This window comes from Micromonospora sp. NPDC005252, from assembly GCF_042872475.1.
Taxonomy (GTDB): Bacteria; Actinomycetota; Actinomycetes; order Mycobacteriales; family Micromonosporaceae; genus Micromonospora.
This window is the reverse complement of record NZ_JBIAKN010000021.1, coordinates 1-19,248: the sequence shown is the minus strand read 5'-3', so window position 1 is coordinate 19,248 and position 19,248 is coordinate 1. Positions and strand designations below refer to the sequence as shown.

Here is a 19,248-nt window from a genome sequence, read left to right as displayed (position 1 = left end):
GCCGGTTGGTGTTGACAACGCTCACCGAACCGCCGTCTCCTTCCCGTCGCCCCGCTCCGGGGGGACCGCGCCCGGCGTCGACGTGCCGGCCCGGCCCCGCGGCCCTCGCCGGCCGAGGCGGCGTACCACCCCGGTCAGTAGCGGCCGTACGTCCCGCCGGTCGACGAACCAGACCACGACGAGGAACACGACACCGACCAAGACCCCGGACAGCATGCCCTGACCGAGTGCCGCGGCCGTCGTCGGGGTGCCGCCGTCCAGCCTGTCGAGCCAGCGGCTCACGCCCAGCCCGGCGAGCGCGGCGAGCAGCCCGGCGAGGCCACCGGCCACACCGGCGCGCGCCGCGCCGGCAAGCGCCGGCCGGCCGGCGCTGCGCAGCACCGCCGTGACGAGCAACACGCCGAGCACCACCATGCCCACCGAGTTGGCGGACGTCACGGCGAGCACCCGGTCGGTCAACGGCAGGATCGCACCGAGCAGCAGGACGACGGGCGGCACCACCAGGAAGCCGACGGCGGTCGCGGCGGTCGCCGCCCGGGTCTCCCCGCGCGCGTAGAGCGCCCGGGTGAGGATCGCGAAGAGGCCGTAGCCGACCAGGCCCGGGGCGTACCCGATGATCGCGGCGGCGGCGGTCGGCGCGGTGGACGCGGGGAAGAAGAAGTGCCCGACGGGCCCCGCGGTCCCGACCAGCGCGGCCGCGCCGAGGCAACTGAACAGCAGCACCCCGCGCACGGCCGGCGCCAGGGTCGCCCGGTAGCCGTCCTCGTTGCCGGCCGACCGCGCCGCCGCGAGCGTCGGATAGGCCGCCACGGCCAGCGGCACCGCGAGCACCGCCCACGGCAGCAGGTAGACGGTCTGCGCCAGGTTGTAGACGCCCGGGTTGCTGCGCGCGCCCGCGGTGACCTGGTTCAGGCTGACGATCAGGGCGATCTGCTGCGTGGTGACGGTGACCGCGCCCGCCACCGCCAACGCGCCGACCCGGGCCCGCGCGTCGGCGGGGAACCCGAACCCGGGCCGCAACCCCAGGCGCAGCCGGCGCACCGGGACGAGCAGCGACAGCGACAGCGTCACCACGCCCAGGGTGGTGCCGGCGGAGAGCAGCAGCTCGCCGCCGGGGCTCACCCCGGCGACTGTGGCGTACCGGCCCTGGGTGGCGGTGAACCCCAGGTAGACGACGATCACGGTGAGGCTGGACAGCAGTGGGGCGAGCACCGGCCAGGCGAAGCGCCGGTGCGCCTGGAGCACCCCGGTGAGCACGATGCCGACGCCGTACAGCGGCAGCTGCGGCGCGAAGACCCGCAGCATCCGTACGCCGCTCTGCTGCTGGGCGTCGGTCAGGTGGTGGCCCAGCGACTCGACCACCGGGCCGGCGAAGAGCACCACGACCAGCGCGAGCGGCACCAGCAGGGCAAGCGTCCAGGTCAGCAGCGCGCCGGTGGTCCGGGCGACCGCCGTGCGGTCGCCGGCCTCGACCGCCCCGGCCAGCAGCGGTACGACGAGGCTGGCCAGCGCGCCACCGGCGACGATCTCGAAGATGAAGTTCGGCACCGCGTTGGCCACCACGTAGGCGCCGCCCAGGTCGGTCGGGGCGAGGCTCCAGGTGAACACGGCGGTACGGCCGAAGCCGGCGAGCCGGCTGAGCACGGTGAGGACGGCGATGAGCGCGGCTGCCCCGGCCAGCCGGCCGGCGCCGGCGAGGGGTGCCGGTCTGGTCACGTCAGTCGGCGCGTCGGCCCAGTGCGTCGAGCTGCCGCAGGCCCGGGGTTCGCTGGATCACCGCCGTGAAGCTGACCTTCTCGCTGGCGGCGGTGAGCCCGGCGAGCACGGCCAGCAGACCGGCCCGGCCGAGAGGGCCACTGCGGGCGGCGAGCGCGACGCCGAGCAGGGCGCCGAGCGCGTTCGCGCCGCTGTCGCCGAGCATGACGTCCTCGGACAGGTCGTCGCGGAGCAGGCCGGCGGCGGCGCCGGCCGCGCCGGCCGCGATCCCGCCGTGCGGGCCACCGGCCAGCGGCACGCCCAGCAGCAGCCCGGACTTGATGGCCCGGCCGGGCCGCAGGTCGAGCAGGTTGAGCAGGTTGGCGGTGCCGGCGATCACCCCGGCGCCGAGCAGCACGTCGACCCCCCGGCCGACGGCGCCGTGGCGCTGCCGGCGCGGGTGCGCGGCGACCCGCGGGTCGGCGGCGAGCAGCGCGGCCGCGCCCAGCCCGGCGGCGCCCACCCCGATGATCTTCACCAGTCCGGCGGTGACGCGTCCCTCGCGCAGCGCGGCGAGGTGCCCGGCGAAGCCCTTGGCCGTCTTCTGCTCCGGACGTGCTCCGACCACGTCGTCGTAGAGCCCGACACCGCCGGCGCCGAGGCCGGCGACCAGGGCGGCGCCACCGGAGGCGGCGCTGGTGGCGCCGAACACGCCCGCGGCTGTCGCACCGGCGGCGAGCGCCGGCCCGGCCGCCAGGGTCACCGTCCGGCCCCGGAAGTTGGTGCGCTCCAGCGCCGGCCCCACCGGGGCGGTCCGCACCTCGCGGAGGGCGTACCGGGCGGCGGCGGCACCGGCCCCGGCGATCAGCAGCCGGCCCAGCATCCTCACGCCGCCACCTCGCTCGGGCGCAGGGTCGCCCGCTCAGGCGCGTCGGTTCCGGACACCGGGGTACGTCGTTCGCTCACTGGGGCAGTCTAGGCAGCAGGGACGCGGCATTGTCGCCGACGCCGTACTGGCCGGCCTTCTTCTCGGTGAGCTGCTGCACCAGGGCGAGGCTGGTGACCAGCTGGCCCTGCACGGTGTTGGCGTTGTCGACCGTGGAGATGGTCTGCGACAGCACCGGGTCACCGCGGACCACGGACACCACGTTGCCACCGGCGGAGCCGTTGCCGCCCACCACGATCGACCCGGTCCGGTCGAACTGTTCGGCGATCTTGACGACCGACTCGTCCCGCTTCTCGGAGTCCTTGTCGACGTACGGCTGCCCGCTGACCACGACGACGGCCTCGGCCGGCCCGGTGACCTTGTTGTTGTCGGTGGTCAGGTAGCCGGCGTTGTTGTACGCGGCGAGCACCGCCCGCCGGTCGGCGTCGCTGACCGGCGCGGTGCCCTGCGCCCGGTCCAGCAGGACGCTGGCCAGCAGCGCGCTGGAGGTCTCCACGCCGTGGCCGTTGCCCGGCAGGCCGGTGGTCTGCGCGGTCGGCCGCGCGGCGGTGACGGCCAACTCCAGCAGGTTGGAGTTGTTGTCCGGGTTGATGAACTTGTCCTGCAGGTCGACCCGGCCGGTGATGGTGGCGCCGGCGAGCTGGAGCTTCTTGAGCACGCCCTCGGTGTGGTCGCGCCCGTTGGGCAGGCTGAGCACCACCACCCGGCGCCCGGTGAGGGTGCCCGGCAGGACGACCTGGGACACCTGCTCGGCGAACTCCTCCTCCAGACCGAGCTGCTTCTCCATGCTGTTGACCTGCTGACGCAACTGCTGGTTGTCCTTGCGCAGACCGGTGACCTGCTCCTTGAGCGAGTCGGCGACCGGGCCGTTGAGGGCGGCTGTGCCGACCACCAGACCGATCGCCAGAGCCAGGAACACCGCGGTGAGGGACACCACGTGGTAGCGGAAGTTGATCACGCTTGCAGCCTCTTGATCGGTCGGGAACTAGAAGAGCCGGTACAGCTGGAACACGAAATTGTCCCACCACTCGGCGACCACACCCAGGTACGCCTTCCCGACGGTGGAGACGGCCACCGCGGAGGCCATCGCCGCGATCGCCGAGAGCACCAGCAGCAGCAGCGACGAGCCGGAGATGCTCTGCCGGTAGAGCCGGCTCACCCCCTTGGCGTCGACCAGCTTGCCCCCGACCTTCAACCGGGTCAGGAACGTGGAGGCCATTCCGCCGCGCCCCTTGTCCAGGAACTCGACGAGCGTGGCGTGGGTGCCGACCGCGACGAGCAGGGACGCGCCCTTCTCGTCGGCCAGCAGCATCGCCAGGTCCTCGCTGGTCGCCGCGGCCGGGAAGGTGATGGCCGGGACGCCGAGGCCGTTGACCCGGGGCAGGCCGGGCGCCCGCCCGTCGGGGTAGGCGTGCACGATCACCTCGGCGCCGCAGCGCAGCACGTCGTCGGTGACCGAATCCATGTCACCGATGATCATGTCAGGGGTGTACCCGGCCTCGACCAGCGCGTCCGCGCCGCCGTCCACGCCGATCAGCACCGGCTTGAACTCCCGGATGTACGGGCGCAGCACGTCCAGGTCGGCCTTGTAGTCGTAGCCGCGCACCACGATCAGGCAGTGCCGGCCCTGGATCTGGGTCTGGATGTCCGGAACGCCGACGCCGTCGAGCAGCAGGTCGCGTTCCTGGCGCAGGTAGTCCATCGTGTTGGCGGCGAACGCCTCCAACTGCACCGACAGCCCCTCCCGGGCGTCGGACATCGCCTTGGCGACCGACTCGGCGTCCTGCAGGGTGCCGTGCGCCACCGGCTCCTCGCCGGCGAAGACGGTGTTGCCCTCGATCCGGACCTGGTCGCCCTCGCGGATCCGCTCGAAGACGCCCTCCCCGAGATCGTCCAGGAGCGGGATGCCGGCGGCGATCAGCACCTCCGGCCCGAGGTTGGGGTAGCGGCCGGAGACCGACGGCTTGGCGTTGAGCACCGCCGCGACACCGACAGCGACCAACGAGTCGGCCGCCACCCGGTCCAGGTCGACGTGGTCGATGACCGCGATGTCACCGGGGCGCAGCCGCCCGACCAGCCGTTTCGTCCGGCGATCAAGGCGCGCGGTGCCGAGGACTCTGCCCGGCTCCGCGTTTCGGTTCCGGCGCAACGTGGGTAGACGCATCGTGACCATCCTGGCATGTGAGGCAGGCTTTTCTGTCGCGACATGCCTGAGCAGGGCCGCCTACCCAGGGAAGCACACGTCGGCACAAGCCGGTGTGCTTGCGCTCACAATACGCGGCGTCACAACCGCCTTTCCTTGGCGGCCACGGCCAGCAGCTCCTCGGCGTGGGCGATACCCAGATCTGAATCGGGCAAACCGGCCAGCATGCGCGCCAACTCCCGGGCCCGCTCGGTGTCCTCCACCACGCGTACCCCGCTTGTCGTCACCGCGCCGCCGGTGTCCTTCGCCACCACCAGGTGCCGGTCGGCGAACGCGGCCACCTGCGGCAGGTGCGTGACGACAAGCACCTGGTGGCTGCGGGCCAACCGGGCCAGCCGGCGGCCGATCTCCACCGCCGCCTGCCCGCCGACCCCCGCGTCGACCTCGTCGAAGACCAACGTCGGCGGGCCGCCCGAGCCGGCGAACACCACCTCGATGGCGAGCATCACCCGGGACAGCTCACCGCCGGAGGCGCCGCGCTGCAACGGCAGCGACGGCGCGCCCGGGTGGGCCAGCAACCGCAGCTCCACCTCGTCACCACCGTCCGGGGTGACACCCACCTCGACGCCGTTGACCGAGAGCGTCGGCTCGGCCCGCCCGGCCGGACGGGGCAGCACCGCCACCTCGATCCGCGCGTGCGGCATGGCCAGACCGGCCAACTCGACGGTGACCTGGTCGGCGAAGCGGACCGCCGCCTCCTGCCGGGAAGCGGACACCCGGCCGGCGAGGTCGGCCACCTCGACGGCGAGTCGCTGACCCTCCCGCTCCAACTCGTCGAGCACGTCGTCGGACATGTCCAGGTCGGACAGTCGGGTGCGCGCCCGATCGGCCCAGGCGATCACCCCGTCGACGTCGTCGGCGTACTTACGGGTCAACGCGCGCAGCGCCGCCCGCCGCTCGTAGACGTGCTGCAACCGGGCCGGGTCCGCGTCCAGCGCCGCCAGGTACGTCGACAGCTCCGCGGACACGTCGGTGACCAGCGTGGCCGCCTCCTCCAGGCGGGCGGCCAGTTCACCGAGCGCCGGATCGGTGCCGGACTGCGCCTCCAGGGTCCGCCGGGCGGTGCCGAGCAGCGCCGCCGCGTCCGGAGTCTCGTCGGCAACCTCCACGCCACCGGCCACGCACTGCTGGGCGATCTGCGCGGCTGTCCGCAGGCCCTCGGCGTGCTCCAGCCGTTGCGCCTCGGTCTTCAGCTCGTCGTCCTCACCGGGCTGCGGATCGACCCGGGTGATCTCGTCGAGGCCGAGTCGCAGCAGGTCGGCCTCCTGGCTGCGCTCGCGGGCGTTGCGCCGCCGGTCGGCCAGGTCGTCGACCACCCGACGCCACCCCGTGTACGCCTCGCGCAGCGCGTCGAGCAGCTTCTCGTGGGCGGGGCCGGCGAACCGGTCCAGTGCGGCCCGCTGCTCGGCCGGGCGCAGCAGCCGCAGCTGGTCGGACTGGCCGTGCACGGCCACCGCCTGCTCGCCGACCTCACCGAGCATCGACACCGGCATGCTCCGGCCGCCGACGTGGGCGCGCGAGCGCCCCTCCACCGTCACCGTGCGGCTCAGCAGCACCGAGCCGTCCTCGTCGGGCTCGCCGCCGGCCTCGGTGATCCGCGCGTGCACGGAGTCGGCGACCCGCCCGTGCAGCCGCAGCCGCCCCTCCACCACCGCCCGACCGGGTTGGGCGCGGACCCGCCCGGCGTCGGCCCGGCCGCCGAAGAGCAGGCCGAGGCCGGTCACCACCATCGTCTTGCCCGCACCGGTCTCGCCGGTGATGACGTTCATGCCGCCGGTCAACGGCAGCGTGGTGTCCTCGATGACGCCCAGCCCGGTGATGCGCAGCTCTTCCAGCACAGCCACCGACAGTAGACGCGAGGCCCGACACTTGACCAGCCGACGGGCCCCACGGCCGGGCCCCGGCACGGCCCGCACCTTACCGACGTACAGTCTTGCCCCGTGTCGGACGTGATCGGCCTGACCCCCGCCGAGGAGGAGCTCTACCGCTGCCTGCTCCAACTCACCACGGCCCGCGTCGACGAGCTGGTCCGCCGGCTGCGACGGCCCCGGGCGCAGGTCGTCGAGCAGGTCAAGGCGCTGCGGGCCAAGGGTCTGGTGCAGCCCACCGACAACGACCCGGACGCCCCGCTGCGCCCGACCGCCCCGGACGTCGCCCTCGGCGCGACGCTGCTGCGCCGCCAGGAGGACCTGGAGGCGGCCCGGCGCCGGGTCACCCAACTGGCCGAGGAGTACCGCTCCGGGCTGCGCCGCCACCACGTGGACCACCTGGTCGAGGTGATCCGGGGCGGTCGGGTGCTGCGCGACCGGCTGCGTGACCTGCAGAACTCGGCCCGCGACGAGGTGCTGTGGTTCTGCCGGGCGAACCCCCTCGCCATGGCCGGCCCGGAGAACGTCGAGGAGTTCGACGCGCTGGCCCGCGGGGTGAGCTACCGGGCCATCTACGAACGGGACCTGCTGCTGGAGCCGGGCGCGCTGGCCGACCTGGCCAAGGGGGTGGCCGCCGGCGAGCAGGCCCGCGTGCTGGACCGGCTGCCGGTCCGACTCGCCATCGTGGACGCGCGTACCGCCATCTGCCCGCTGGTGGCCGACCGCGACGGCGGCGAGCCGAGCGCCGCGATAATCGGCCGCAGCCAACTGCTCGACGCGCTGCTCGCCCTCTTCGAGAGCCACTGGCGGGTGGCCACCCGGCTGCGACTCGACGACCCGCTCGCCGCCACCGCGACCGAGATCCGGCGCGACGAGGCCGACGACCGTCCGGTCGACGGCTACCAGCCCGACGCCGACGAGGCCCGGCTGCTGTCGCTGTTCGTGGCCGGCGTACCGGACAAGTCCATCGCCTCCCAGCTCGGGGTGAGCCGCCGGACGGTGCAGCGCCGCCTCGCCGACCTGATGGACGCCGCTGGCGTGGACACCCGACCCGGGCTGGCGTTCCAGGTCGCCCGGCGCGGCTGGCTCTGAACGCGGCCGGGCCCGCCGTCCGAAGCGACGGCGGGCCCGGCCGGACACGCTCGGAGTCAGCGCAACCCGTACGCGCGCAGCACCGTCTGGTCGACGGAGTTCCCGTTGCGGTCGGTGGCGTGCACCCGCAGCGACACGGTTGCGCGCCCGGCCGGCACGGTCGCGGTCCAGCGGGTCCCCGACCCTCTGGTCGGCGCGGACCGCCAGGTGACGCCCCCGTCGAAGGAGACCTGCACCGTCAGGCTGGTGCCCGTCGGCGCGGCGACTCCGGTCGGCTGGCGCAGGGTCAGCCCCAGCTGGTGCGGCCGGTTGCCGGGTACGGTGCCGAGCAGGTCGGCCGGCACCCGGTAGTCCACCTGCAGCAGCGACAGCGGCACGGCGGCGTCACCCGCCGGCCGGGCCGAGCTGAACTGCCACGCCGTGTCGGTGCGGGTGGCGTAACGCCACTCGTTCGAGGCCCGCCGCGTCGTCACGTCGAGGCGGTAGCGGGCCACCCCGGCGGTGGTCGGCACCGGCGCCCAGCCGCCGGACAGGTCGGCGATCTGCTGACCGTCGCGGCTGAGGCGAGCCTCGACGGTGTCCGCCTCCTCGCTGTTGCCGGCCACGCTGTAATGCCCGTCGGCGTCGACGAACTCGGGGACCCGCACGTCCAGGCTGTCGCCCGTCCGGGTGGGCACCGGCGTCCCGCTGGCCGGCACGGCCGGACGGACCACCGGCGCGTGCCAGGTCTCGGTCTCCCGGTCGTCGGCGGCGTACCGTCGGGGCTCCTGGGTCAGCCCACCGGTCACCTGCCCCCACTGCATGAACATCTCCTTGTGCAGCACCCGGTGCTGCCACCAGGAGTCCCCGGCGCTGACGAACTCCTGCCGGGTGGTCCCGTTGCGGACCAGGCGCTGGTCGTCGTTCCAGGAGTACTCCTGCCACGGACGCCAGCCAAACCGCTCCTCGGTGGCCCAGCCCGCGCCCGTGTCGCCGTAGCTGGTGGTCACCTCGGCGGTGTTCTTCGCGGTCACCGTGTGCACGATCCGCTCCGGCACCCGGCCCTTCGACACCTGCCACACGTCGTACAGGTACGGGCTGTCCACGGTCAGCGTCAGGTCCAGCGTCGCCCGGCCCTTGCGCGCCGCCGCGATCAGCCGCTGCCCGTCGTCGTACGCGACGACCATCGCCGGGATTGGCAGCCGCTCCCCCGCCGGCCGCCAGACCGTCCACGCGCTCTGGTCCTCGGGCCGGACGATCAGCACCACCGCGGCGCCGGCCGCCGCCGCCGCGGCCACCTGCTCATTCTCGTTACGGTTCGGGTCGGCGGCGAGCAGCGCCGCCGCGCCCCGCACCCGGGCCAGCTCGGCCGGGGTTCCGGTGCCGGCCCAGACCAGCGGCAGCTTCCGTCGACCGGTCGGCGCCGGGGACGTGCCCAGCAGGTTGATGTCCGACGGGCCGGACACCCCGCTGATCGTGGCGTCCACCATGGGCGCGACGAGCTGCCAGCGGGAGGCGAACTCGAACTCGCCCTGGCGTACCTGGCGGGTCGGCGTGACATTGACCTGCTGAATGGTGCTGTAGGCCATGACGCCGTGGTCGATCTGCCGGCCGTTGCCCAACACCCGGTGCACGTAGAAGCTGAGCGTGGCCCGCTGCTCGCTGGGCTTCGGCGTCTCGATCCGCACCGGCGTGCCCTTGCGGGCGTCGAGCACCACGGTCAGGTCCCGGTCGACGGTCAGCTCCGGCTCGACGGCCTCGGTCAGCTGCTCGTCCAGGGGGGCGCCGTGCTCGACCAGCGCGGTCAGCAGGTAGGTGCCCTCCTCGACCCGCAGGGTGCCCTCGCCCGGCCACCAGCCCCAGTAGTCCGACTCGGGCTGCTCACCGAAGAGGGTCAGCGCAGGCGAGAGGGTCAACTGACCCTGCCGGCCCAGCACCTTGATCGTGACGTCGTGGATCGGACCGCTGACGGTGAGGCCCACCGGCGTGCGCACGGCGACGCCGTCCGCGCCGGTCGCCACCAGCCATCCCCCGTGCGGGCCCCGGGCCAGTTTCGCCGGGTCGGCGCGCAGCGGCACCGCCACGCTGCCGCCCGCCGGCACGGTCACCTCGCCGGACGCGACGGCGACCCCGTCGTTCTCGGCCGCGCCGCTGTCCAGGTTGCGCAGGTCCAGGGCCAGCCGCAGGGTCTGCTCGCCCGTCGTGTCGTTGGTGTACGTCACGGTGCGCTGCAACGCCGCGCCACCGGTGGTGATCCGGCCGAAGTCGGCGGTGGCCGAGGCGTACACCCGCTGCGTGAGCGCCCGCGCCACGTCGACCCGACCGCCGCCCTGCTCGAAGACGGTCAGCGCCGGGTTCGCCTTGGTGGTGCTGACCAGCGCGTCCTTCAGCTTGCCGGCGGACCAGTCCGGGTGGTCCTGCGCGAGGATCGCCGCCGCGCCCGCCACGTGCGGGGTGGCCATCGAGGTGCCGGACGCGGTCGTGTAGGCGTCGCCCACCGGCGTACCCATGGTGGTGCCGGCGGCCCGCGCGGCGACGATGCCGACGCCCGGCGCGGTGATCTCCGGCTTCAGGCCGTTGTCGCCCAGGCGCGGCCCACGGCTGGAGAACTCGGCCAGGTTGTCGTCGCGGTCCACCGCGCCGACGGTGAGGGCCGCCGCGGCCGCGCCCGGCGAGCCGACGGTACGCGCCGCGCCCGCGTTGCCGGCGGCGACCACGAAGAGCGCGCCGGTCTCGGCGGTCAGGTCGTTCACCGCCTGGCTCATCGGGTCGGTGCCGTCGGTCGGGTCGCCGCCGAGGCTCATGCTGACGACCTTCGCGCCGGAGTGGGCGGCCCACTCCATGCCGGCGATGATGGCCGAGTCGTAGCCCGAGCCGCCGTCGTCGAGCACCTTGCCGACCAGCAGTCGCGCGCCCGGCGCGACGCCCTTGCGCAGCCCCGCCGATGCGGCGCCGCTGCCCGCGATGGTGGCCGCGACGTGCGTGCCGTGGCCGTGGCCGTCGCGGGCGCTGCCGCTGGCGGAGAAGTCCCGCGCCTCGGCGATCCGTCCGGCCAGGTCGGGGTGGGTGGCGTCGACGCCGGTGTCGAGTACGGCCACCTTCACGCCGCTGCCGTCGCGGCCGGCCGCCCAGGCCGTCGGGGCGCCGATCTGCGGGACGCTGTGCTCCAGCGTCGGGTGCACCCGCCCGTCCAGCCAGACGTGGGCGATACCGCCGCCCAGCCGGGGCGCGGCGGCCGTGGTCCGGCTCGTCGGCGTGCCGGCGAGGGTGCTCCACAGTCCACCGAGGTCGGCCTTGCCGACCCGCAACGCGGCGCCGTTGATGCTCTCCAGGGGGCGGGCGTCGGTGACGCCGCCGAGCGGCCGGACCCGGCCGGCCGCCTGCTCCTGGTAGCGCACGATCAGCGGCAGGGCGCCCTGCGCGGCGTCGCCGTAGCCGTCGGCGGCCAACTCCTGCACGTCGAACAGGTTGGCGTCGAGGACGCCGCTGGAGACGTAGGGCAGGGCGTCGCTGGGCAGCACCCGCAGCCCGCCGTCGACCTCCAGGGTCTGGAAGATGACCCGCTCGCGCCCGGGTCCCGGGCGTACGGTGGCGGCGACCCGGCCCGGCGCGGCCGGCGCCAGCTCGACCTGGTCGCCGGTGATGAGGGTGATGCGGACGGGCGCGGCGCCCGGGGCGGACGTGCCCAGGCTCGGGCCGGTGGGCCGGACGGGCGGCTCGGCGGACGCCGGTGCGGCGAGGCCGACCACCAGCGCGCCGACCGCGCCAGCGCTGAGCCAGCGGGGGGACCAGTGCATGCGATGCGCTCCTTAAACTCCGGTGGGCCCGCCATCCGTAGATGAGGACCGATCGGAGTCTGCGACGCAGCGCACAACCAGGTCACTAGCCTTGCGCCGCCGCAGCGGCGACATGTCGTCAGGTGGACAACCGCCGGACACCGACGGTGTGCCCCACAGTCACCGGCGGCTGCCCCGCCACCCGTGCACCGGCAGACCGAACTTGGCGACCAGCCGGTCGGTGAACGGACGGGCGCGCAGCCGGACGATGCGCACCGGCAGGGCGCCTCGACGCACCGTCACCCGGGCGCCGGGCGGCAGGTCGTAGACCCGCCGGCCGTCGCAGGCGAGCACGGCGAGGGTGGTGAACGGGTCGACGGTGATGATGAACGTCGACGTGGGTGCGGTGACCAGGGGGCGGCTGAACAACGCGTGCGCGCTGATCGGCACCAGCAGCAGCGCCTCCACCTCCGGCCAGACCACCGGACCGCCGCCGGAGAACGCGTAGGCGGTGGAGCCGGTGGGGGTGGCGCAGACCACGCCGTCGCACCCGTAGCGGGACAGCGGGCGGCCGTCCACGTCGACGAGGAGTTCGAGCATCTGCGCCCGCTCCCCCTTCTCGACGCTGATCTCGTTGAGCGCCCAGGATTCGATGGTCGGGCCACCGTCGAACTCGGCCGTGACGTCGAGCGTGAGCCGCTCGTGCACGGTGTAGTTGCGCTCGACGACGTCCCGGACCGCGGTGTCCAGATCGTTGATCTCCGCCTCGGCGAGGAAGCCCACCTTGCCGAGGTTGATGCCGAGCAGCGGCGCCTTCGCCGGGCGGGCCAGCTCGGCCGCGCGCAGGAAGGTGCCGTCCCCACCGAGCGCGAAGACGATCTCGGCGCCCTCGGCGGCTTCCGGGCCGGTGACCGGAACCATCCCGGGCAGATCGAGGTCGTCGGCCTCCTCGGCGATGACCCGCACCTCGAAGCCCGCGGCGATGAGGTCGGCGGCGACCGACCGGGCGTGCTGGGTGCTGCGTCGACGGCCGGTGTGGGTCACCAGCAGCGCCGTGCGGCTCATCGGAGCGGCCGCCCGTCCGCCATCGGACGGCACACTGCCGTCGCCGCCGCCCCGGCACGGCCGCGTGCCGTCGTGCGCCGTTCGCTGTACGCGTTCACCCTGCGACCTCCTCCGCCGCCACGCCCGGCACGTCGCCGGCCGTCGTCGGGCCGTTTGGCCCGGCCTCCACCACGGCCCGCACGCGCTGCGGGTCGGCCGGTGGTGCGTCCCGGCGCAACCATACGAAGAACTCGACGTTGCCGCTGGGCCCGGGCAGCGGGCTGGCCGCCACGTCGGTCAACCCGAGGCCGAGCTGAGCCGCTGCGGCGGCCACGTCGAGCACCGCCTCGGCGCGCAGCGCCGGGTCGCGGACGACGCCGCCGGCGCCGACCCGCTCCTTGCCCACCTCGAACTGCGGCTTCACCATCAGCGCCAGGTCGCCGTCGTCGCGGGTGCAGCCGGCCAGGGCCGGCAGCACCAACCGCAACGAGATGAACGACAGGTCGGCCACCGTCAGATCGACCGGCCCGCCGATCGCGTCCGCGACGAGGGTACGGACGTTGGTGCGTTCCAGGACGCGGACGCGCTCGTCGGTGCGCAGCGACCAGGCGAGCTGCCCGTAGCCGACGTCCACGGCCACCACCTCGGCGGCGCCGGCGCGCAGCAGCACGTCGGTGAAGCCCCCGGTCGACGCGCCGGCGTCCAGACAGCGCCGCCCGGCGACGCGTAGCCCACCGGCCTCGAACGCCGCCAACGCGCCCGCGAGCTTGTGCCCGCCCCGGGAGACGTACTCCTCGGTCGGGTCCTCGCCGGTGACCAGCAGCGGATCGGCGGGGTCGACCATCGCGGCGGCCTTGCGCGCGAGCACTCCGCGCAGCTGGACCCGGCCGGCCTCGACCAGCGCGGCGGCCTGCTCACGCGAGCGGGCCAGCCCGCGGCGGACGAGTTCGGCGTCCAGCCGGTTGCGACGTGCCATGGGTGGTTCTCCGGTCTGTCCGACCTGGTCGTCCTGCTCAGGTCTGGTCGATGGTGGCGAGCGTTTCGCGCAGCGTCTCGTAGGCCGCCTCATACTGCGCGATCTGGTCGGCCGGGGCGAGCGTCGCCGCGTTGTCCATGGCCCGCACGGCCGCGTCCACCGCCGGGTGGCGGGCCGTGTCGTCGCCGACGTCGACGCCCTCGGGCGGCGGGCCGGGCCGGAAGCCTCCGGGCGGGCCGGGGCGCATGCCGGGCGGCGGGCCCGGACGCGCGCCGTCGCTCACGAGTCACCGTCCGGGCGGCGCTTACGGACGGCCTTCTTCGCCGGCATGACCGCCGGTGTAGGGGTGTCGTGGTCCTGCACGGCCGGCGGCGTAGGGGTGTCGTGGTCCTGCACGGCCGGCGGCGTAGGGGTGTCGTCGTCCTGCACGACAGGCGTCGGAGTGTCGTCGCCGGTCCGGCTGATCGTCGCCGGCGGCTTCTTCACGATGGCCTTCTTGGCGACAGCCTTCTTGGCCAGCGCCTTCTTGGCGACAGCCTTCTTGGCCACCGCGGAGACCGGCGCTGCGGCGGGGCCGTCCGAGGCCTTCCTGGCCACCGGCGCCGAGACCGGCGCTCCGGCGGGGCCGTCCGACGGCACCAGGCCGCTGCCGGGCTGCGCCGCGCGGGTCGGATCGGGCTGCGGCGCGGGCCCGGTGGAGGGCGCGGCCGGCTGCGGGGCCTCGGTGGCGCGCGCCTCGCGCAGTTGGCGTTCCAGGTCGCGCACCCGTCGGGTCAGCTCGGCCACCTCGTCGGCGGTGGCCAGACCGACCGCGCCCAGGGCCCGGTCGACCTCGAAGCGGACCAGCTTGGTCAGCGCCTCCCGGTTGGCGGCGCCGGTGGTGACCAGCTCCTCGCCGAGAGCCTGCAGCTGGGCGGCGGTCGCACCGCCCGAGCCGACGAGGCGACGCACCGCGTCCTGGGCCTTCTTCCGGGGCGCCTCCGCCAGGCCCAGGGCCAGTTCGAGGTAGGCGCGCCACGCGTCCTGCATGCCTGAGTCCTTCCATGGGGCGGGGTCTGCAGGTGTCACGCTACCGGGCACCCCGGACTGTCTCGTGCGGTACGGTGCCGGGGACGGCGTGGCGATCGGCGAGGGGGAGATGTGGCCAGCGTGGACGAGTGCCGGCAGGCGTTGCAGGAGCTGGCCGCCCGGTTGGACCGCAACGCCGAGACGGTCCGCGAACGGATCGACCTGGACCGGACGTTGGCCTGCCGGATCACCGACCTGGACACGGCGTTCCACGGCAAGATCAGCGGTGGCCGGCTGGTCGAGCTGACCGACGGCGACGACCCGAAGGCCAAGATCGCGCTGAGCACGTCCAGCGACGATCTGCTCGCCCTGGTCCGCGGTGACCTGGACGTCACCAAGGCGGTCACCTCCCGCCGGGTGTCGATCAAGGCCAACCCGCTCGACCTGATGAAGCTGCGCAAGCTGCTCTGACGAGCGCGCTCGGCGGCGTCACCCGTCGGTGGCCAGCCCGAAGCTCTCCAGCGCGGCAGCCGCGTCCGGGCCCACCGGGCGGATCGCCGGCAGCTCCGGAGCCGACCACGCCGCCGCGCAGAGGGCGGCGAGGGCGTCCAGATCCCGGCCGGCGCCGGCCAGTTCCAGCGTCCCGTCGCGGTCCGTGACGGACCAGCCGCCGCCGTTCGCCGAGCCCGGGACCTGCACGGCCGCCGCCGGGTCGAAGAGCCCCGCCAGGTCCCGCGCGACGTACGTGGGCCGCCGTCGTGGCTCGGCCGCGAGCAGCTCGGGTACGCCGCTGACGCCGGTGAGCACGAGCAGGCTGTCCAGTCCCGCCCGGCGGGCACCCTCGATGTCGGTGTCCAACCGGTCCCCGACGACCAGGGCTCGGCCGCCGTCGCCGCGTCGGGCGGCGGTCTCGAACAGCGCCGACTCCGGCTTGCCGACCACCAGGTCGGGGTCGCGGTCCAACGCGGTTCGCAGCACCGCGACCAGCGACCCGTTGCCGGGCAGCGGGCCCCGGGCGCTGGGCAGCGTCCGGTCGGTGTTGGTGGCGACCCAGATCGCCCCGGCCCGTACGGCGATCGACGCCTCGGCCAGCTCGGCCCAGCCGACCTGCGGACCGTAGCCCTGCACCACCGCGGCCGGCTTCTCGTCGGCGCGGCTGACCGGGGTCAGCCCGACCGCGCGCAGCTCGGCGCGCAGCGCCTCCGCACCGACCACCAGCACCGGCGCACCGGCCGGCAGGCGCTCGCGCAGCAGCTCGGCCGACGCGGCGGCGGAGGTCAGCACCTCCTCCGGCCGCGCCGGCACGCCCATCCCGGTCAGCAGGTCGGCCACGTCGCTGGAGCGGCGGGAGGCGTTGTTGGTGGCGTACGCCACCGCTCGCCCCTCGGCGTGCAGCCGAGCCACCGCGTCGACCGCGCCGGGAATCGGCCGGTCGATCAGGTAGATCACCCCGTCCAGGTCGAAGACCACCAGGGTGTACCCGTCGATCAGCCGCTTCCCGGCGTCGGCGCTCACCGCTGCGTCGACTCCGGCTCGTCACCCCGGGTGGGGGCGGTTCCGTCGCCGCTCACCGCGCCGCCTGCGCGGCTGTCGTCGCTGGCGGGCGTGCTCCGGTCCGTGGTGGCTGCCGGGGCGATGTCGCCCGCGTCCGGGTGGCGGTCGTCGGCGTCGACGTCTTCGTCGTCGCCCTCGACGTCCTCGCCGCCCTCGTGCTCGTCCGAGCGGCCGGCGACGCCGTCCTCGTCGTCGTCGTCGTACTTCTCGTCGTCCTCGTCGTCGAGGTCGTCGGCGTCGTCGAGGTCGTCGGCGTCGTCGAGGTCGTCGGCGTCGTCGAGGTCGTCGGCGTCGTCGAGGTCGTCGGCGTCGTCGAGGTGGTCGGCGTCGAGGACCTCGCCGGCGGTCAGGTCGGTGTCCGGCTGGGCCGGCACCGCGCCGGGCGCACCCGGGCCCGCGGCGATCTCCTCGGCCTCGTCCTCGTCATCTCCCTCGATGACGACGCCGTCGAGTTCCAGCAACCGCTCCGCGGCGTCGGTCTCGCCCTCGGTGTCCACGTCGGCGGCGCGGGAGAACCACTCGCGGGCCTCCTCACGTCGGCCCACCGCGAGCAGCGCGTCGGCGTACGCGTACCGCAGTCGCGCCGTCCACGGCACCGTCGCCTCGCTGGTGAGGTCCGGCACCTGGAGCATCGCGACAGCAGCGTCCTTCTGGCCAAGATCACCCCGTGCGCCGGCCGCGACGATCAGCAGCTCGATCGCGACGGCCTGGTCCAGCTTCGCCTGGTCGGCGCCGCGGAACAGGTCGATGGCCCGCTCCGGCCGGCCCAGGGCGCGCTCGCAGTCGGCGAGCACGGCCAGGTGACTCTGCAGCCCGGTCATCCGGTGGTACGTCCGCAGCTCGGCGATCGCCGTCTGCCACTCCCCCGCGTGGTACGCGGCCAGGCCGACCGCCTCACGGACCGCGGAGATGCGCGACGCGAGCCGTCGGGCGGCCAGCGCGTGCGCCAACGCCTCGGCCGGGTCCTCGTCGATCAGCTGACCGGTGGCGACCAGATGCCGGGCCACCGTCTCGGCGACCGGCTTGTTCAGCGAGAGCAGCTCGGCACGGACGTCCTTGTCAAGGTCGGTCGCGACGATGTCGTCCGGCAACACCGGGGCCAGGCTGCGCCCACCCTCGGACGACTCGGAGCCCGCGCCACGGTCGTCGCGCCGGAAGTCGCCCTCGCGACGGGGCCGCTCGTCCGCCCGGAAGCCACCGTCACGCTCACCACCGCGGAAGCCACCCTCGCGGCGGTCACCGCCCCGGAAACCGCCCTCGCGGGGCGCCCCGCCCTCACGACGGTCGCCGCCACGGAAACCGCCCTCGCGGTCGCCGCCACGGAAACCGCCTTCGCGCGGTGCGCCCGGGCGCGAGCCACCACGCTCGCCGCCGCGGAAGCCGCCGGCGTCGCGGTCGCCGCCACGGAAGCCACCCTCGCGAGGCGGGCCGGAACGGCCACGGTCGCCACCGCCCTGGTAACCACCCTCACGACGGTCACCACCACGGAAGCCACCCTCGCGCGGCGTACGGGAGCCGTCGCGGTCTCCGCCACGGAAGCCCTCGCGGTCGCCGCCACGGAAGCCACCCTCGCGGGGCGGGCCGGAACGGCCACGGTCGCCACCGCCCTGGTAGCCACCCTCACGCGGCGCGCCGGAACGCGGGGCATCACGGTCGCTGCCGCGGAAGCCGCCCTCACGGCGGTCACCGCCCCGGAAACCACCCTCGCGGTCACCGCCGCGGAAACCACCATCGCGCGGCGCACCGGAGCGGGAGCCATCGCGGAAGCCACCCTCACGGCGCTCCCCGCCACGGAAACCACCGTCACGGTCACCGCCACGGAAACCGCCCTCACGACGGTCGCCGCCGCGGAAGCCACCTTCGCGGTCGCCGCCGCGGAAGCCACCTTCGCGGTCGCCGCCGCGGAAGCCACCCTCGCGGGGCGGGCCGGAACGGCCACGGTCGCCACCGCCCTGGTAACCACCCTCGCGGCGCTCGCCGCCACGGAAACCACCCTCACGCGGCGCACCCGAACGCGACCCATCACGGTCGCCGCCACGGAAACCGCCACCCTCGCGGCGGTCGCCGCCACGGAAGCCACCGTCGCGGTCGCCACCACGGAAACCACCCTCACGCGGCGCGCCGGAACGCGGGGCATCGCGATCGCCGCCACGGAAACCGCCTTCACGACGGTCGCCACCACGGAAACCACCCTCACGCGGCGCGCCGGAACGCGGGGCATCGCGATCGCCGCCACGGAAACCACCCTCACGCGGCGCGCCGGAACGCGGGGCATCGCGATCGCCGCCACGGAAACCGCCTTCACGACGGTCGCCACCACGGAAGCCGCCCTCAGAACGGTCGCCGCCACGGAAGCCACCCTCGCGGGGCGGGCCGGAACGGCCACGGTCGCCGCCACCCTGGTAACCACCCTCACGGCGCTCGCCCCCACGGAAACCGCCCTCGCGGTCACCGCCACGGAAACCACCCTCACGCGGCGCACCCGAGCGCGACCCATCACGGTCGCCACCACGGAAGCCACCCTCACGCGGGGCACCGCCTCGGAAGCCACCCTCGCGGGGCGGGCCGGAACGGCCACGGTCGCCACCGCCCTGGTAACCACCCTCACGACGATCGCCACCACGGAAACCGCCCTCGCGGTCACCGCCACGGAAACCACCCTCACGCGGCGCACCCGAACGCGACCCATCACGCTCGCCACCACGGAAGCCACCCTCACGACGGTCACCACCGCGGAAGCCACCCTCGCGATCGCCACCGCGGAAACCACCCTCACGCGGCGCACCAGAACGGTCGCCACCACGGGAACCGCCATCACGACCGCCGGCGTATCCGCCTCGGGCGCCGCCAGCGTTGTCCCGGTCTCCCCGGTACGGGGGCCGGTCGTCGCGGCGCGCACCACGGTCGCGTCCAGCCGGGCCGTCGGTGCGGTCTTCGTAACGACGGGGACGATCTCCGCCCTGCGGTCCTGAACTCACAGGTACATCCTTCCTGATTGCGCCACCAATGGCGCTACGCAGTCGAGGGCCGACCCGGATGGGGCGGCCCTCGACTGGAAGATTGTCCGGCGGTGTCCTACTCTCCCACACCCTCACGAGTGCAGTACC

Annotated in this window: 15 protein-coding genes; 3 read left to right on the top strand and 12 right to left on the bottom strand. The window is 74.6% G+C overall.

Going from position 1 to position 19,248, the window contains the following annotated elements; all coding sequences use genetic code 11:
* Nucleotides 1-21: 21 nt before the first annotated feature.
* The 5 genes from murJ to recN all read right to left on the bottom strand — a co-directional run bounded on the left by murJ (nt 22) and on the right by recN (nt 6,682).
* The gene (gene murJ, locus ACFYPH_RS29815) at nt 22-1,716 is read right to left on the bottom strand and encodes a lipid II flippase MurJ (protein ID WP_355069051.1); all 1,695 of its coding nucleotides are present in this window, start codon (nt 1,714-1,716) and stop codon (nt 22-24) included.
* A gap of 1 nt (nt 1,717) precedes the next feature.
* A complete protein-coding gene (locus ACFYPH_RS29810) occupies nt 1,718-2,584 on the bottom strand; it encodes a hypothetical protein (RefSeq protein WP_387186410.1) in 867 nt (288 codons plus the stop codon).
* A 73-nt stretch (nt 2,585-2,657) separates the two neighbouring features.
* On the bottom strand, nt 2,658-3,599 hold the full coding sequence (locus ACFYPH_RS29805) for a copper transporter (RefSeq protein ID WP_355139524.1): 942 nt from the start codon (nt 3,597-3,599) through the stop codon (nt 2,658-2,660).
* 27 nt (nt 3,600-3,626) lie between these two features.
* Complete coding sequence (gene steA / locus ACFYPH_RS29800; protein ID WP_234591007.1) at nt 3,627-4,805, bottom strand: putative cytokinetic ring protein SteA; 1,179 nt, start codon at nt 4,803-4,805, stop codon at nt 3,627-3,629.
* 119 nt (nt 4,806-4,924) lie between these two features.
* The gene (recN, locus tag ACFYPH_RS29795) at nt 4,925-6,682 is read right to left on the bottom strand and encodes a DNA repair protein RecN (RefSeq protein ID WP_355139611.1); all 1,758 of its coding nucleotides are present in this window, start codon (nt 6,680-6,682) and stop codon (nt 4,925-4,927) included.
* A 102-nt stretch (nt 6,683-6,784) separates the two neighbouring features.
* Between recN and ACFYPH_RS29790 the strand changes: the two genes are divergently transcribed.
* Nucleotides 6,785-7,804 (top strand): helix-turn-helix domain-containing protein, encoded by a 1,020-nt coding sequence (locus ACFYPH_RS29790; RefSeq protein WP_387186408.1) that lies wholly within the window; start codon nt 6,785-6,787, stop codon nt 7,802-7,804.
* 56 nt (nt 7,805-7,860) lie between these two features.
* Here the strand turns inward: ACFYPH_RS29790 and ACFYPH_RS29785 are convergent, their stop codons facing one another.
* The 5 genes from ACFYPH_RS29785 to ACFYPH_RS29765 form a co-directional block, all read right to left on the bottom strand.
* Complete coding sequence (locus tag ACFYPH_RS29785; protein ID WP_387186406.1) at nt 7,861-11,580, bottom strand: S8 family serine peptidase; 3,720 nt, start codon at nt 11,578-11,580, stop codon at nt 7,861-7,863.
* A 159-nt stretch (nt 11,581-11,739) separates the two neighbouring features.
* Nucleotides 11,740-12,624 (bottom strand): NAD kinase, encoded by an 885-nt coding sequence (locus ACFYPH_RS29780; protein WP_355139518.1) that lies wholly within the window; start codon nt 12,622-12,624, stop codon nt 11,740-11,742.
* Nucleotides 12,625-12,718: 94 nt separating this feature from the next.
* Nucleotides 12,719-13,579 (bottom strand): TlyA family RNA methyltransferase, encoded by an 861-nt coding sequence (locus tag ACFYPH_RS29775; RefSeq protein WP_387186403.1) that lies wholly within the window; start codon nt 13,577-13,579, stop codon nt 12,719-12,721.
* A gap of 37 nt (nt 13,580-13,616) precedes the next feature.
* Nucleotides 13,617-13,826: a hypothetical protein gene (locus ACFYPH_RS29770; RefSeq protein ID WP_355069056.1), complete on the bottom strand. Its 210-nt coding sequence runs from the start codon at nt 13,824-13,826 to the stop codon at nt 13,617-13,619.
* Between the two features lie 32 nt (nt 13,827-13,858).
* Nucleotides 13,859-14,608, bottom strand: coding sequence for a hypothetical protein (locus tag ACFYPH_RS29765; RefSeq protein ID WP_355069043.1), 750 nt, complete (start codon nt 14,606-14,608; stop codon nt 13,859-13,861).
* 111 nt (nt 14,609-14,719) lie between these two features.
* On the opposite strand from ACFYPH_RS29765, the gene ACFYPH_RS29760 reads away from it, so the two are divergent.
* Nucleotides 14,720-15,058 (top strand): SCP2 sterol-binding domain-containing protein, encoded by a 339-nt coding sequence (locus tag ACFYPH_RS29760; protein WP_387186401.1) that lies wholly within the window; start codon nt 14,720-14,722, stop codon nt 15,056-15,058.
* Between the two features lie 18 nt (nt 15,059-15,076).
* On the opposite strand, the gene ACFYPH_RS29755 is transcribed toward ACFYPH_RS29760, so the two are convergent.
* Nucleotides 15,077-16,102, bottom strand: a complete 1,026-nt coding sequence (locus tag ACFYPH_RS29755; protein ID WP_387186399.1) for an HAD-IIA family hydrolase — start codon at nt 16,100-16,102, stop codon at nt 15,077-15,079.
* Complete coding sequence (locus ACFYPH_RS29750) at nt 16,099-17,148, bottom strand: hypothetical protein (RefSeq protein WP_387186435.1); 1,050 nt, start codon at nt 17,146-17,148, stop codon at nt 16,099-16,101. Before ACFYPH_RS29750 ends, ACFYPH_RS29755 begins: the two co-directional genes overlap by 4 nt.
* On the opposite strand from ACFYPH_RS29750, the gene ACFYPH_RS29745 reads away from it, so the two are divergent.
* Complete coding sequence (locus tag ACFYPH_RS29745; protein ID WP_387186397.1) at nt 17,137-19,113, top strand: hypothetical protein; 1,977 nt, start codon at nt 17,137-17,139, stop codon at nt 19,111-19,113. The two genes, ACFYPH_RS29750 and ACFYPH_RS29745, sit on opposite strands and share 12 nt — an antisense overlap.
* Nucleotides 19,114-19,248 lie beyond the last annotated feature (135 nt).